The 15270-nt window shown below is 63.7% G+C and carries 12 protein-coding genes and 1 pseudogene; 8 read left to right on the forward strand and 5 right to left on the reverse strand.

What is annotated here, in order from left to right:
* Positions 1 to 22: 22 nt before the first annotated feature.
* The 4 genes and pseudogenes from R9Z33_RS03635 to R9Z33_RS03650 form a co-directional block, all read right to left on the reverse strand.
* Positions 23 to 3277 (reverse strand): type ISP restriction/modification enzyme, encoded by a 3255-nt coding sequence (locus tag R9Z33_RS03635; RefSeq protein WP_318649941.1) that lies wholly within the window; start codon positions 3275 to 3277, stop codon positions 23 to 25.
* A complete protein-coding gene (locus R9Z33_RS03640) occupies positions 3277 to 6408 on the reverse strand; it encodes a helicase-related protein (RefSeq protein ID WP_318649942.1) in 3132 nt (1043 codons plus the stop codon). The genes R9Z33_RS03635 and R9Z33_RS03640 overlap by 1 nt, the downstream gene beginning before the upstream one ends.
* 332 nt (positions 6409 to 6740) lie before the next feature.
* Positions 6741 to 7562 carry a zinc ribbon domain-containing protein gene (locus tag R9Z33_RS03645; RefSeq protein WP_318651608.1) on the reverse strand — a complete coding sequence of 274 codons (822 nt, stop codon included), beginning with the start codon at positions 7560 to 7562 and terminating at the stop codon, positions 6741 to 6743.
* Positions 7545 to 8047: pseudogene (locus R9Z33_RS03650) on the reverse strand (transposase); the annotation flags it as partial. The pseudogene R9Z33_RS03650 and the gene R9Z33_RS03645, both read right to left, overlap by 18 nt.
* A 233-nt stretch (positions 8048 to 8280) precedes the next feature.
* Here R9Z33_RS03650 and R9Z33_RS03655 point away from each other — a divergent pair.
* The 8 genes from R9Z33_RS03655 to R9Z33_RS03690 are packed head-to-tail and all read left to right on the forward strand — an operon-like array spanning position 8281 to position 14314.
* Positions 8281 to 8937, forward strand: coding sequence for a GntR family transcriptional regulator (locus R9Z33_RS03655; RefSeq protein WP_318649943.1), 657 nt, complete (start codon positions 8281 to 8283; stop codon positions 8935 to 8937).
* Positions 8937 to 9437, forward strand: a complete 501-nt coding sequence (locus tag R9Z33_RS03660; RefSeq protein ID WP_318649944.1) for a cupin domain-containing protein — start codon at positions 8937 to 8939, stop codon at positions 9435 to 9437. Before R9Z33_RS03655 ends, R9Z33_RS03660 begins: the two co-directional genes overlap by 1 nt.
* 4 nt (positions 9438 to 9441) lie before the next feature.
* Positions 9442 to 9756: an NIPSNAP family protein gene (locus R9Z33_RS03665; protein ID WP_318649945.1), complete on the forward strand. Its 315-nt coding sequence runs from the start codon at positions 9442 to 9444 to the stop codon at positions 9754 to 9756.
* Positions 9757 to 9758: 2 nt separating this feature from the next.
* Positions 9759 to 10691 carry a 3-hydroxyacyl-CoA dehydrogenase NAD-binding domain-containing protein gene (locus R9Z33_RS03670; RefSeq protein WP_318649946.1) on the forward strand — a complete coding sequence of 311 codons (933 nt, stop codon included), beginning with the start codon at positions 9759 to 9761 and terminating at the stop codon, positions 10689 to 10691.
* Positions 10688 to 11212, forward strand: coding sequence for a TRAP transporter small permease (locus R9Z33_RS03675; RefSeq protein ID WP_318649947.1), 525 nt, complete (start codon positions 10688 to 10690; stop codon positions 11210 to 11212). Before R9Z33_RS03670 ends, R9Z33_RS03675 begins: the two co-directional genes overlap by 4 nt.
* A gap of 3 nt (positions 11213 to 11215) precedes the next feature.
* Complete coding sequence (locus R9Z33_RS03680; protein WP_318649948.1) at positions 11216 to 12487, forward strand: TRAP transporter large permease; 1272 nt, start codon at positions 11216 to 11218, stop codon at positions 12485 to 12487.
* 20 nt (positions 12488 to 12507) lie between these two features.
* Positions 12508 to 13506, forward strand: coding sequence for a TRAP transporter substrate-binding protein (locus tag R9Z33_RS03685; RefSeq protein ID WP_318649949.1), 999 nt, complete (start codon positions 12508 to 12510; stop codon positions 13504 to 13506).
* Between the two features lie 22 nt (positions 13507 to 13528).
* Positions 13529 to 14314, forward strand: a complete 786-nt coding sequence (locus R9Z33_RS03690; RefSeq protein WP_318649950.1) for an alpha/beta fold hydrolase — start codon at positions 13529 to 13531, stop codon at positions 14312 to 14314.
* Between the two features lie 3 nt (positions 14315 to 14317).
* Here R9Z33_RS03690 and R9Z33_RS03695 read toward each other — a convergent pair whose 3' ends face one another.
* Complete coding sequence (locus R9Z33_RS03695; protein ID WP_318649951.1) at positions 14318 to 15070, reverse strand: SDR family oxidoreductase; 753 nt, start codon at positions 15068 to 15070, stop codon at positions 14318 to 14320.
* Positions 15071 to 15270 lie beyond the last annotated feature (200 nt).

The raw sequence follows: 15270 nt of genomic DNA on the forward strand, positions 1-15270 counted from the left end.
GGCACCACTTCAGGGGAGCACGTCAGCTGATATAGACGCGTCCGGCCTGGAAGGTCGGGGCCTGGGAGACGCGGGCTTCGCCGCTGCCAGCGAGGCGGATGCCCTTGGGGTCGGCGAAGATCGGCAGTTTCTCGGGGCCGAAGCGATGTTCGGCATCGAGCAGATGGGTGGCGACGAGATCGGTGCCGATCGGGACCAGCGCTTCGAACAGCGCTGCGCTGCCGGGTAGCGGCACGCGGGCGAAATCGCTCTTCAGATAATCGGCGTAGCGGCTGCGATAGGCGGGTGAATGCAGCACCGCGTAGATCCAGTCGAGCAGGTCGCGCGGGCCGAAGCTGTGACCGGATTCGCCGCGCTCGCGGCGGTTGGCGAACATCGCGGTCTGGGTCGGCTTAGGGGGCAAGACGCCGGTTAGTGCGGCCTGCTTCGGCCCCTCAACGCAATCGTCCCAGGCGAGGCCGGTCAGCACGGCGACGCGCTTGGCAAAGATGGGCGCTATGTTGGGAAGCGTGCGGGTTTCGGTACCCTGGGGCTTGAGCCAAAGAGGGAATGCTATCGTCATGTCGTAGTTGCCAACGATCTTGTGAGCTGGCGGAATGTTGGTAACAAATACGGCAAACGGTTCAGTTGAACTTCGAGTTGCAAGAAATGCAACACTTTTTCCTGATAAATGCTGCATTACATTCAGGCGCGGATTTGTCACTACATCAGGATGCAAGAGCGTATATCTGTCATCGAAAGGCCGAAAAAGCACGCGTCGTATTTCGCATCGCCAATTCAGTTTGTTAAGCCGCGCCTTGGCACGCCCGAAATCCCACTGGTTAGATTTGCAAAGCTCAAAATTGTTCCTCAGCATTGATTCTGTTGAAGCCGCAGAAGTAAGCTGCTCAATATTTTGTTCAACAGTGAGGGCATCAAACCCAATCGCAAACTCGTCCTGCTGAGATTTGAAACCAGCACCGTAAAAGTGAGTTTTGTCACTCATCCAATTTCCTGTGCCGAAAATCTCAGCAGCAGATTGCCATTTTGGCCAGTCTAAATCGGTGCGGTCGCGAGGCACGAACGCTTGTGTGATGTAGTTTTGTGAGAGAATAGACCAACTCATGTCATTGAGAGAGCTCATCAGCTCTTTTGTTTTAACGCCTCGTTTTCCCCACAAATCGGTATATTTGATATTAGATTGATTATCACCAAAACGCGATCCTATAAATATAGAAACGCCTTGCTGAATATCGAATACGTTCTCGTCTTTACCCCCATCTGGAGCGACCTCCTTTTTTCTAGAGTCGCCATGCAAGTTAATGATATTAATTTTAGGCAAGTTATCACCCAGGGAGCGCCGAAGATCCCGAAATATTCGTCCATCAAGATAGCCATTATTTGTAATAAATCCAGCAATACCTAGATTATTTTTAATAATTTGTAGCTCTGCTAGTGCAATAAACTTAACGTAGTCGTCAGACAGGGCTTGTATCTGAGTCTCTTCGGTTCGTACTGTTGTCTTATAATTATTAATGATGTCCCGTACCCAAGGTGTATTGTTATCTGATCGGCTGTTGTACGGGGGGTTTCCAACTACAACCGTGAATCGCGTTTCCTTCGCATCATTCGCAGCCTTCGCTTCATGGGCCAACGCATCGCTCATGAAGGCGAGCTGCATGTCTAGGTCCTGCGCCGGTTCGAGCGCATTCGTAAGATAGATCTGCGCACGAGCGTCGCTACCGAAACGGTAGCCGGTGTCGCTGAGCTTCAGCCCCAATTTGACATGGGCAATGGCATAGGGGGCCATCATCAACTCAAAGCCGGTCAGGCGCGGCAGTAGGTGTTTCGGGACATAGGCGTTCCAAAGCGCCTTGATGTCGGCTGCGCTGCGTCTCTCCCTCTGCCATTTGGCCAGCATCGTCTTGTGGATGAGGTCGACGCACTCCACGAGGAATGTGCCGGTGCCGGTGGCGGGATCGAGAATGCGGACGAACGGATCGGCGAGGGCGGCGCCTGCGGGCAGTTTAATGGGCTTGGCGCCGCCGCGCGCAGCGCTCGCCGCGATCACCTCGCCCCAGGTCGCGGTGGAGGCGAGGCCGTCGGCCAGATGAAACTCGCTGCGCAATACTTCGTCGACCGAGCGGACGATGAAGCTAACAACGGGCCGCGGCGTATAGAAGACGCCGCGCTTGACCTTCTGTTCGGCGTCATACTCCTTAAGAAAAAGCTCGTAAAAATGGATGACGGGGTCTTCGTCGGGGTTCTTGCGATCAAAATCTGCCAACACCGCGTCCATGTCGGCGTTGCGCAGCAGCTCGACGACCTCGCCGATGCCAAGTTCGTCGAAGTCGAGTTTCGCGGCGGCTTTCCCCGTCTTCTTGCCGCCGGCTTCAATAAATTGACCGAGCATCTCCTTCAGGAAGGGGCTGGTGCCGGCTACATTGGCGGTGACGTCGTCCTGGGTCAGTCCACCCGAGGCTCGGCTGATTCGGGTGGAGAGCAGCCCATAGGCGACCGTCTGCGCGTAGGTGTCGGCAAAGCCCGCTGGCGTCAGATCGTGGATTAGCGCCTCCTTGAATGCGGCGTGGAGCTTCACCAATGAGCCATTGTCCGTCTGCGCCTCGATCAACTCCGTGGCGCGCGCCCGGATTCGGCGGGCGAGGGCCGCCAGCGCCTTGGCCATCGCCTTCGAATCGCGAACGACGGTGCGCGTATCGGCACGGGTGAAGGCCGCTGACCATTGGGCGCGCCAGTGTTCGGTGTCGGCGGGATTGTTCGGCCAGCGCAGCTTGGCGGCCAGCGTACTCTTGGTCAGCTCCAGCCGCCGTGGCGTGTCATCACCGTCCCACCCGAGGATCTTCAGCGTCGCAGCATTGCCGCCGAGCGGATCGTCCTGGAAATGCGCAAACGCCAGCCGCCGGTCGGCGCCCGCGCCGGTCGAGGTGATGAACAGCAGGTCACTTTTCAAGAAAGCCGGCCGGGACGGATCGTTCGACGCCTGCCGCTTCTTAACGGTCAGGCGGCCAAGGATGTTGCGGACGATGGTCTGCGGCAGCCGCTTGTGCGGCAGGTTGAGGAAGAACACGCCCCAGGGCTGGTTGTCGGTCAACTTGCGCAGTTGCTTGATTTCAATCGCGCCGCCGACCGCATCGGCCTTCAGCCCCAGCTCTGGCGGCGTGAAATCAAACGTCGCCTCCTCGAAGTTGGCTTCATTGATCGGCCAGTCGAGTTCCTCCTCGAGATAGGTGAGCAGCCCCGGGAAGTCGGTGATAGCGTCGAGGTTGGTGGGCGGCATCAGTTGAGTTCCATCCATGCCTTGAGCAGCGGCTTGACGCCGACCGGGGCCTGCATCTGCTTGAGGTAGCCGTTGCGAATATGCTTCTCGACCGCCTCTCGCGCCTCAGCGAGCGTGGGCCGCGGCGTCACGATCCGGCGTGGCGTTTCCGGCGTCGAGCGGATGAGGTCAGCGATGCGGTTGACGTCCTCGGCGATCTCGCCGGAGGCCGCGTCGCGAAAATACCATCGGACGTCGCCCGGGCTGGCGGTCCAGGCGTCGGCACCAAGCGACGGGTCAGCATCGCGCATGCGGACCGGCAGCGACCAGCAGAAGAAGGTGCCGGTGGCGCCCGGCGCTTCACGGCCACTGAAGATGCGGTTCGGAAAGCCGTCGAGCCGCTCGGCCAGCTTGGGATCAGCGTTGAGGATATCGGCGAGTTCGAGGCGCAGCGCCTCCTCCGGGCTCGTCGTGCCCTCGTAGTTGGCATTGAAGTCCTGGAGGTCGTCATAATCGTCGGCCGCGGTGAGCAGTTTTCGGCCTTCAATGCCGAACAGCTTGGAGATCCGCAGCGTCTTGCCGGCAATGCGGCTGTAGAGCGCGAGAAGGCGGTCGAGGTCGTTGGGCGGCAAAAAGTTCCAATAGGCGACGTGACCACGCAGTGGTGCCTGCTCCGGATGATCCGCAACGATCGCCGCCTCGATCGTCGGGTTCATGCGGCGGTCGACACGGCCGATGCGCTGCATCAGCCGCACAGGATTCCAGTGCAGGTCGTAGTTGATGAGGCGCGTCGCATCCTGGAGGTTGAGGCCTTCCGACAGCACGTCGGTCGAAATCAGAATGCGCGTCTCATTTGGCGCGACTTTGCGCGAGTTGCTGCCGTTGTAGTAGGGCGCAAAGCGCTTGATGACCTCGCCGCGGTCGAGTTTGGTTGTGGAATCGACCTGGGCGATGCCGGTCAGCCCGGCCTTTTCCAATTGCCGCTTGATGTGGCGAGCGGTCACAGTGAATTCGGTGAATATCAGAACCTTATGTTTGCTGAGCACTGGATCGGTCTTGAGCAGGTCGATCAGCGCCGCCAGCTTGCCATCCTGCTCGGCCGTGAAATCACGGAGGGTTTCCAGCAGGTGCGCGAGCTGCGTCAGGTCCTCATAGGTCTCGTTGACGATGGCGGGGACGTCGTACACCTCGTCGTTTAGCGCCTCTTCCGCCTCGATCATCTCGGGCGAGACGAGGTCCTCGCCGGCCTCGGCCTCCTCCTCCTTCCAGGCGGCGCGCACCTTGACGATATGATCGAGCAGGTCGGCGTGACGATCCTTCCACTGCGCAAGGCGGCGCTTTTCGAGCTCGGTTCCCGCGTTCCGCTCGACGAAGGCGAGCAGCTTGACGAACAGGTTCTGACAGCTGTTGTCGAAGGCCGGGGTCGAACTCTCCAGTCGCTTGAGAAATCCGGTGCGGATCAGAGTGACAACCTGCTTAAGGCGGCCACGATCGAACTCGGCAGCCGCGCCCTGACCTTTTCGCCGAAACTCTTCCGGATTGTAGATGGCCAAGCTGAACAGGGGTTTTTTCTTATCGAAAGACGCATCCACCAGATCGAGTAGCTTCACCTGGAGCAGCGAGTAGCTGTAGTTCGCCACCTTCGGGTCTTCGCGGGTGGGAAACTGGGCTGGCGCTCCCTTCGCCTCCCGCTTCTGGCTCTCTTTCACGTAGGCACGGCTGCGCTGCACTACTAAGTTTTGAACGAGCGGGTCCGAGGCGAAGATGTCGTGCGCTTCGCCCCCCGTGACATCCTCGTCGACACCTGCGGGTTGGTCTCCCGGATCGCCTGAGGCCAAGGCGATCCGCTTTTCGAGTTGTCGGAAATGGCCCCGAAGAGAATGGATGCCAAGCGGTGCTTGTTTCAGCTTGGTACCGTCGCCCGACCAAATTTCCACCAGGTGCATCAGATCGAGCAACGAGTTGTTCACAGGCGTCGCCGTGAGCATAAAGACCTGCTTGCCGGTCGCTAGCCGCTGCAGCACGCGATACCGCGATTCCTTGCGCTCCCCCTCGCCAGCGATGCCCGGATTCCGAAAGTTATGCGCTTCATCGATGATGAATGCGTCGGCCCGCTCAGCAATTTGCGCGAGCTGCCGGTCCATGCCGGGCCGGTTGAGATCTGTGTGGTTCAGGATGACAAGGCCCGAGAAGACGCCATCGGCGAGGTCGGGCATGAAGCGACGAAGGTTGGCGATCCAAACTGACTCGCGAGCCGATTTAGGAACCAGCAGGACGACGTTCTTCTTCTCGTGGCGCACGAGCCGCTCCAGCAGCATCAGACCAACGAATGTCTTGCCCAAGCCGACGCCGTCACACAGGAATGCACCGCTGAACGCGTCCGCGATCTCGAGCAGCCGCCCATATCCCTCGCGCTGGTAGCCGTCGAGCTGAGGAAAAATGACTGATTCATGCTGTTCCCATTCCGACGCCGAGAACTCACGGTCGCGGAACAGCTCACGCAATGAGTGTGCATAGACATCGAAAGGCGAAAAGGACTGGATGTGTCTATCGATCACCCGAAGCATGTCGAGGGTAACGTCCTCGGCTTCGTCCCAATGCTCGTCGTACCACTCTTGAAGAACTACTACAGGCTGACCCGTGATCTGAACGTTTAGCTCAATGTTCTGCGTGAGGCCGGGGCGGGTGAAGTTCGACGATCCGACCAGCGCTGCGGAACCTACCACTTCAAGACGGGCGTGAGTGATGTAGGCCTTCGCGTGGAACCGCTCCTTACGATAGATTCGAAACTTGATCTTGCCGCTCCTAACGGCGTCTGCAATCGCTGGAACACCGGTCAGGAAGTCGTCCTGCTCCTTTTCGGCTTCAACGCTTGCATCTAACCTAGCGACGCGCTCAGTGACGGCTCGCTCGAATGCCTTGCGGGTGCGGCGGCTGACTTCATCCCCCATCAGGACGCGCATTTCGTCGACGCGCTGCCACTCCCCTTCAAGCGCTATTAGCGAGCCGATTTCAAAGTAAGCCGTCGCGACATCGATCGCGCGTGAAATCTGACACCAATCGCGGATGTAGCGGAGCGCCCTCCACTCTTCGTCACTATTGTCGACGATGAATAGCTCGCTGCCTGCACGAGCACTCTTACGCTTTGGCATCAATCCCCCTGTTTCGGACGCCAACCATGCTCACCCATAGCTCTACACAATCAAGCGCGAACGGTCCTGTGTAAATAGATGATTGATGATGGATGACGGCGCGGGACGAGGTTCTTGGAGGGGGCAAGCCTGTCTATCTAGGTCAGTAGCTCTGAAGGCAATTGGCTTGCAGAGAGCCATCTGACGGCGTCTCCTCGCTGGGGCAGTCACCAGCTCGGCGCTGGGGCTATCAGTTCAAGGAAACCTGCCCCACAGCTAGGGGCTCTGGCAGACGGAGAACACGGCTCGCCTGGGAACTGGCGGACCGCCTGAGATCCAAACCGACGCTACGCTTATCTGAGCTTAGTTCTCCATAAGCCGAACCCTGTCCCCGCATCACCCAGTACAGAACCAGAGAACACATCAAGCCCACCGGCAATCGTCGGTGGGCTTTTTGTATTTCCGCCAACATCTTCCATACCAGCAGCAGCCAGCAACGCGCTGAGCTCACTCAACAGCTCCAGCCGTGGACGGCCGCCCTCCACCGCCGGCGGGTGCACCTCCACCCGCGCGATCAATGCACGCGCCGCCTCCAACACCTCCCGATCGCTCTGGGCCTCGATCCCCTCCCGAAGACGCGCCACCCGCGCCCGGTAGACCTCGGACAGGTTCGGATGCAGACGCGGCGCCGACTGACGCGCCTCTAGCGCGGCCAACTCCCCACGAAGCGCCTCCCGACGGGCGCCCAGCGCATCAAGCCGGTCTTGAAGCCCGGGAGCCCGAAGCCCATCGGCGATGGCGTCGATCAAGCCATTCAGCTGCCGCTCGACTTGGTCGAGCTCCCGCCGACGAAGAGAAACCCGATCCCCGCTCTCGGCCGAAAGCCGGTTCCACTCGGCCGTGAACTCCGCCACGAAGGTCGCGACCGCATCAGGCTCCATCAGCCGGGTGCCCAGCGCCTCCAGCACCTCGGCCTCCACCCGGCTGCGCCGAGTCCTGACTTTGTTGGTGCAAGTGCCCTGACGCTCGGCCGCCTTGCAGCCCATGCAGTCCTTGCCGTTGATGACGTAGCTCCCGCCGCAGACCCCACAGACGACCTTGCCGCTCAGAAGCGATACGGCGCGGCGATGTTGCCAAAGCGTCTCTGGGCCATCGCCGCCCTCGCGGGCCAGCAAGTAGCCCAGACGCCGATAGCCGAATCGCCGACGCTCGGCCGCCAGCTCCCGTAGCCGCTGCCGCAGGCCAGCATCGTCCGCCCGGCTCGGCTGATACCGCGCCACCCGCCGGGCAATGCCAATCAGATCACACGCCCGACGCTCGCTCAGCCCGTGACACTCCCGGGCATGAGCGACCGCGTTTCGCTTCGCGCCGGGCGTCACCACTTTTTTGTCGAGATGTCCTTCAGAACCGCGATGTCCAGCATCGCCTCCGCCGGCAACTTCTTCAGCTTGGCGTTCTCTTCTTCCAGCGCCCGGAGCCGTTTGGCCTCGGTCACCTCAAGGCCACCAAACTTCGCCTTCCATTTGTAGAAGGTCGCGCCGCTGATGCCGTGACGGCGGCACACATCCGCCGTCGACGCACCGGCCTCGTTGATCCGCTTTGCGGCTCAACTCTTCAATATCCCGATGATCTGCTCATCGCTGAACCTGCTGCGCTTCATTCGTCCGTCCTTCGATGGAGCGGACTCTACCGAAAAATAGCGCCATTTCAGAGGAGCACGTCACTTCCGTCGCATCGCGCCTGCGGGAAGATGGTCCCGGCCGATCAGCGCCAGATGCCGCGCTTATCCTGAATTAGCTTGCGGTGAATACAGTGTTGCATAATTCTAGCCGGATGCGTTCCGCCAAAGTCCCCCCCACCAAGATCGAACCCGCCCGGGGCAGCGCTGGTGACATGGCGTATGAAGCCCTGCGCGGGATGCTGCTGATCTTTGAGCTGCGCCCTGGCGAACGGCTCAACGAGGTTCATCTGGCTGAGCGTCTGGGCCTCTCGCGCACGCCGGTACGCGAGGCGCTGAACCGCCTGGCTGCCGAGCGCCTGGTCCTCGCGCGCGGCGGGCACGGCTTCTATGTGCGCGACCTCGACCTCAAGGAAGCGATGGACCTCTACGAGCTTCGCACCGCGCTGGAAATTACCGGGTTTCAGCAGGCCTGCGCCCGGGCGAAGGCGGCCGACATCACGGCGCTACGCCGCTCCTGGCGCGCCGCGCTCCGCCAATCGAACCGCATGAACGACCGTGCGGCGATGGTGGGCGAAGATGTGCGCTTCCACGAGGCGCTCTGCGCGCTCGGCGGCAACCAGGAATTGCTACGCATGCTGGGCGAGGTGAATGCGCGCACCACCTTCATCCGCTGGGCCTACGCCACCGGCCCGCGGCCCGAGCTCAACTTCGACGAGCATGACACGCTGCTGGAAGCGCTGGTGGCGCGCGATGCCCCAGCCGGCGCGGAGATCCTCACCCGCCATATCGGCCGCCGGGCCGAGGCGCTGACCACCTTGCTGGCGCCCGAGCGCGCCTTCCCCATCGTCCCCCGCAGGAGGAATCCCTGATGTCCGAGACCCTCGCACCGCTGGTGGTCGTGCAGCCCGATGACGCGCGCTCCTTCTGGCAGCCCGTGCCGGCCAATGGCTTCGTCCGCTGCATGCTGGCGTCCAACGAGATCGGTGCCGACACGCCCTTCTCGATGGGCACGCAGCTGGTGGATCCCGGCTGCTTCGTGCGTGAGCACGTTCATCCCGACAATGAGGAGGTGATCTTCGTCCTGGAAGGCAAGGGCGAGGCGCTGCTGAACGGCACGGACAAGGTGCCGATGCAGAAGGGCACCTGCATCTTCCTCGGCAAGAACCGCTCGCACCGCTTCCAGGCCAGCGATGACGGGCCGATGACCTTCATGTGGCTGATGATGCCTGGCGGGTTGGAAACCTTCTTCGCCCGCATCGGCCGGGAGCGGAAGCCGGGCGACCCCCAGCCGCCGAATTTCCCGCGCCCCGTGGACGTGCTGCAGATCGAGGCCGAGACGGTCTTCGGCACGCTTCCGCCCAAGGCCTGAGCGCATGATCGTCGAGGAGCGGGATTATCGCCTGAAGCCCGGCAAGCTCGGGCTTTTCGTCAGCACCTATGAGAAGCACGGGCTGCCGCTCCAGGTGAAATACCTGGGAAAGTTCCTGGGCTACTTCACCACCGAAATCGGTGAGCTCAACCACGTCGTCGCGCTTTGGGGCTATGAGGGGCTGGATGACCGCGCGCGCCGCCGCGCCGCCATGCTGGCCGACCCGCAATGGCAGGAATATCTCGGCATGGTCGCGGATTACCTGGATGTGCAGAGCACGCGCATCCTGACACCCTCCAGCTTCTCGCCGATCCAATGAGCGTGTCGCTGAAAGTGGCGCTGATCGGCGCCGGCACCATCGGGACGGCCTGGGCCGTGGTCTTCGCCCGCGCCGGCTGCACCGTGCGCGTCTGGGATGGCGATGCGGGCGCGCTGGAGCGCTTTCCCGCCCGCGTCGCCGCTGTCTTCGAGGCGCTGGAAGGCTCGGCCATCGCGGGACTGCCCGGCGGCGCCTCGCGCATCACCACCCATGCCGCCCTCGCGGATGCCGTGGGCGATGTGGATTGGGTGCAGGAACAGGTCAAGGAGGACCTCGCCATCAAGCAGGAGGTCCTGCCGCGCGTGGAGGCCGCGATGCGGGCGGATGCCATCCTCGCCACCTCCACCTCCGGCCTGTCGCAGGCGGCGCTGGCTTCGGTGCTGGCGCGGCCGGAGCGCTTCATCGTGGTGCATCCGCTGACGCCCCCCTTCCTGCTGCCGGTGACGGAAGTCGTCACCCATCCCGGCACCTCGGAGGCGACCCTGGCCGAGGCCTATCGTGTGATGGAAGCGGTGGGCCAGAAGCCGATCCGCGTGCATGGCGAGATCAGCGGCTTCGCGATGAACCGCATCCAGGCCGCCATGCTGAATGAGATGGTGGCGCTGGTGCGCGATGGCGTGATCAGCCCCGAGGATGCCGACACCACGCTGACCCATGGCTTTGGCCTGCGCTGGGCCGTGATCGGCCCCTTTGCCGGCGTGGACCTGAACGCGCTGGGCGGCATCCGGCAATACATGGAGCTGTTCGGCTATATCCTGAATGATGTGGCGAAGGATCGCGGCGCGGCGAAGGCGCTGACGCCGGCCGCGGTGGACAAGCTGGAAGCAGGGCTGCGCGCGCAATTGCCGCTGACTGAACTGCCCGCGCGCCAGAAGCGGCGGGACCGTGCCATTGCCGCCCTGCGCGGCCACCTAGAGAAGGCGGGCCGCCCGTGAAGCTGATCCTGGCCGGCATTGATGCCGTCAACCTCCTGCTGAAATACGTGCTGGCCCTGCTGCTGGTGATGATGACGGTGGGCGCGTTGGGCCAGGTGATCGTCCGCTTCGTGGTGCCGCTCTTCGGCTTCAACGCCTCCGCCGCCTGGACCGAGGAGGTGGCGCGCTTCTCGATGATCTGGACGGTCTTCCTGGGCGCCGCCTGGGCGCTGCGGCATGGCGAACTCATCGCGCTGGATCTCGTGACGCATGCGGTGCCGCGGATGCTCGGCATCGCCATCAAGGCGCTGGCCTACCTCAGCTGCGCCGCCTTCTGCCTGCTGCTCATTGTCGTCGGCCTGGAATTTGCCGAGATCGGCGAGATCGAGCGCAGCCCGGTGCTGGGGCTGTCGAAGTGGTATGTCTTCATGGCGCTCCCCGTGGGGGCGGGGCTCATGGTGATGAATATCGCGGGCTTCCTGCTCGCCTGCATCATCGAGGGCCGCGATCCCCGCGGCTCGCTCGATGCCGTGGCGGATTGAGCGATGATCGGGACCGCCATCGCGCTGATCATCATGTTTGCCGCCGCGGTGCCGATTGCCTTTTCGCTGGGCATGGCGCCGCTCATCGCGCTGGACGCGCAGGGCATCCCGCTGATCGTCATTGCCCAGGCCGCGCTGGAAAGCCTCGACAGCTTCACGCTGCTCGCCATTCCCTTCTACGTTATGGCCGGGCGCATCATGCTGGCGGGCGGGATGGCGACGCGCCTTGTCGGCCTCGCCGCCGCGCTGGTGGGCTGGGTGCGCGGCGGGCTGGGTGCCGCGGGTGTGCTGACCGCGATGTTCTTTGCCACCATCAGCGGATCCTCCTCGGCGACCGCAGCCGCGATCGGCTCGATCCTCGTGCCCGAGATGACCAAGCGGAACTATCCGAAGCCTTATGCGGCGGCGATCATCGCTTCCTCGGGCGAGATCGGCGTCATCATCCCGCCCTCCATTCCCATGGTGATCTACGCGGTCACGGTGAGCGAGAGCATCGGCTCGCTGTTTCTCGCAGGCATCCTCCCCGGGCTTCTTATCGGCTTCAGCATGATGGCGCTGATCATCGTGCAATCCACCATGCGCGGCTATGGCGACCCCACGCGCTTCGCCCCGCGCGAGATCGCCCGTGATGTATGGGCGGCGACGAAGCGCGCGGCTCTCTCGCTCCTCATGCCCGTGATCGTGCTGGGCGGCATCTATGGGGGCATCTTCACCGCCACCGAGGCGGCCGTGGTCGCCGCTGTCTATGCGCTGATCCTCGGGCTGTTCGTCTACAAGGAGCTGCGCTGGCGCGACCTGCCGGATATTCTCGCCGGCAGCGCCAAGACCTCGGCCATCGTGCTGATCATCGTCGCCTTCGCCAGCGTCTTCGCCTATGTGCTCACCACCTATCAGGCGCCGCAGGCCGTGGCCGCCTGGCTCACCGCCGTCACGGCGAGCCCCCTGATCTTCCTTCTGCTGGTGAACGGCTTCCTCTTCATCGTCGGCATGTTCATGGAGACGCTGGCGGCCATCATCATCCTGGCGCCGGTGCTCGCACCGGCCGCCATCGCCTTCGGCATTGATCCCATCCATTTCGGCACGATCGTCGTGGTGAACCTGGCGGTGGGCATGGTGACGCCGCCGGTCGGCGTCAATCTCTTCGTCGCGTGCAGTATCAGCAAGCTCCGCATGGAGCAGTTGATGCCACCGCTGCTGCCCTTCCTCGCGACCCTCATCCTCTGCCTGCTCATCATCACCTATGTGCCCGCGCTGTCCCTGGCGCTGGTGCGATAACGCCCAGGAGAATCCCCGAGATGACCGCCATTCCCCGCCGTACCCTGGCCCTTGGAGCCATCGCCGCGCCGCTGGCCACGCCCTTCGTCGCGCGCGCGCAGGCCGTGACGGAGCTGCGCCTCGGCCACGTGCTGTCCGAGCAATCCTCCTATCACGTCGCCGGCACCAAGCTCTCCGAGCTGGTGGACCAGCGCACCAATGGCCGCGTCAAGATCGTGGTCTTCGCCAACTCGGCCCTGGGTGGCGAGTTGCGGCTGATCCAATCGGCCCGCACCGGCGCGATTGACCTGATGTTCAACAGCCAGCCTTCGCTGGAGAACACCATCCGGGATCTCGGCGTGCTCTCGCTGCCCTGGCTCTTCGACAATTACGAGCAGGCGAACCGCCTGATGCAGGGCCCGATGGGCCAGCGCCTGCTGACGCTGCTCGAGCCGGTCGGCATGGTCGGCCTGTCCTGGTTCAACCTGTTTGAGCGCAGCGTGCTCACCAACCGCCCCTTCACCAACCTGGCCGAGGCGCGCGGCCTCAAGATCCGCGTGATCCAGTCGCCCGGCTATGTGGAGACCTACCGCGCCATCGGCATGCAGCCGACGCCGACCGCCTATGCCGAGCTCTTCCTCGCCCTGCAGAACGGCGTGGTGGATGCGGCGGAGCTGGCGCCGGATCAGATGATCGCCGATCGCTTCGTCGAGGTGATCCGCCACTACGTGCTGACCAAGACGCACCAGCTGCCCTCCGTCCTCATCGCCTCGCGCTCGCGCTTCAACGCGCTGCCGGCGGATGTCCAGGCGGCGATCCGCGCCAGCGTGCCGGCCGCCATCACCGAGGGGCTGGCCTATTACAACCGCTTCCGCGAGGAGAGCTTCGTCGAGGTGCGCCGCCGCGGCATCAACATCATCGAACCCGATCTCGCCCCCTTCAAGGCGGCCGCCCGCCCGGCCTATGACACCATCCTGGCCAATGCGCCCAATGGCCGGGCGCTGCTGGCCGAGATCGAGGCGGCGAAGGCGCGCGCTTGATCAGCCAGCGCGGGACGCGCCCGTGCTGATCGAGCGGCCCGACGGCGCCCGCCTTGCCGTGACCGTGACGGGGGAGGGGCCGCTGCTGCTGCTTCTCTCTGGCCTGGGCGGCACTGCGTCCTTCTGGAATGGCGTGGTGCCGGACATCGCCCGGCACCACCGCGTCGCTGTCATGGACCAGCGCGGCATCGGCGCCAGCACACGCGGGACGGCGTCCGTCACGATCGGCACGCTGGCCGAGGATGCTGCGGCGGTCGCCCTGGCGCTTGGTGGGCCCGTGGCGCTCTGCGGCCATTCGACGGGTGCCGCGATCGTGCTGACGATGGCGGCCGGGCGCCTCTGCCCCGTCTCGCGCCTGGTGCTCTCGGCCGGATGGCTGCGGCCGGACCCCTATCTGCGCGCGCTGTTCGAGATGCGCCTCGCCGTCCTCGAGCGTGCCGGCTTCACGGCCTATGAGTTGGCGGGGCGTTTCCTGGCTTATCCGCCGGAGGTGCTGGTCACCGAGGGGAAATTCCCCACGCCTGACTGGCTGCCGGCCGAGCGCGAAGCGGCCGAGAGAACCCGCTGGTCGGAGCGGATCGGCGCGCTGCTGGGCTTTGACGGCATGGACCTGCCGCAGCATGTGGCGGTGCCCACGCTGGTCCTGGGCACGCCCGATGATGTGATCGTGCCGCATCACCACCAGCGGGAGATGGCCGCGGCCATCCCGGGCGCGGCCTTGCAGCCGCTGCCCGATGGCGGGCATTTCTACCCGCAGACACGGTCCGCCGCCTTCCTGGACCGGCTGCTGCCGTTCCTGGCGGCCTGAGCCTCACATCACCACGCCGCCACCATCCACGACATAGGTGGCGCCTGTGACGAAGGACGCATCGTCGGAGGCGAGGAAGACGATCACCTGCGCCACCTCCTCCGGGCGCCCCGTGCGGTTCATCGCGCTCCGGGAGTTCAGCACCCGCTTGAATTCCTCGGGGTCGGCGGCGGTGGCGATCATCCGGTCGAAATAGGGGCTGCTGATCGGCCCAGGCGCCACGGCATTCACGCGGATGCCATCGGCGACATGATCGAGCGCCATCGCGCGGGTCAGGCTGTCCACCGCGCCCTTGCTGGCCACATAGGTCACGCGGTCCTTCAGGCCGATGATGGCGATGTTGGACGCCGTGTTGACGATGGCCCCGCCGCCCTGCGCGCGCATCACCGGCACGACGTGCTTCGCCGAGAGAAAGACGCCCTTCACATTGACGTCAAAAAGCGCGTCCCAATCCTCCTCGCGCGTGCTCACGACATCCCCCTGGATGCCGTAGCCCGCATTGCTGCAGAGGATGTCGATGCGGCCGAAGCGAGCCACCGTCGCCGCTGCCATGCGCGCACAATCGGCACTGATGGTCACGTCGGTGCCGATGGCGAGGCCCGGCCCCGCCAGCAGGCCGACCGTCTCTTCGGCGGAGGCAAGGTTGCGATCGGCGACGGCGACCGAGGCGCCCTCGCGCGAGGCCAGAAGGGCGGTGGCCCGGCCGATGCCGCTGCCTCCGCCGGTGATGAGGAGCACCTTGTTCGCAAGCCGCATGTCGCATCGCCTTCACTCGGGAGAAATCCGCCGGACCAGGCGGTCTCCGCATTGCTGTCTCAGCGCTTATCCTAGGCGGACGAGGTGCTTCTGCACAAACCGCGTGTCACAGTTCGGCGACCGCGTGCGCACGCGCCGGAAGCGGCCGGAGATGGCTGTGCTGCGTACGCCGGAGGGGGTGGAACGAAGCCCGCCACCTC

It is taken from the genome of Sediminicoccus rosea (assembly GCF_033547095.1).
GTDB classification, from domain to species: Bacteria; Pseudomonadota; Alphaproteobacteria; order Acetobacterales; family Acetobacteraceae; genus Roseococcus; species Roseococcus rosea.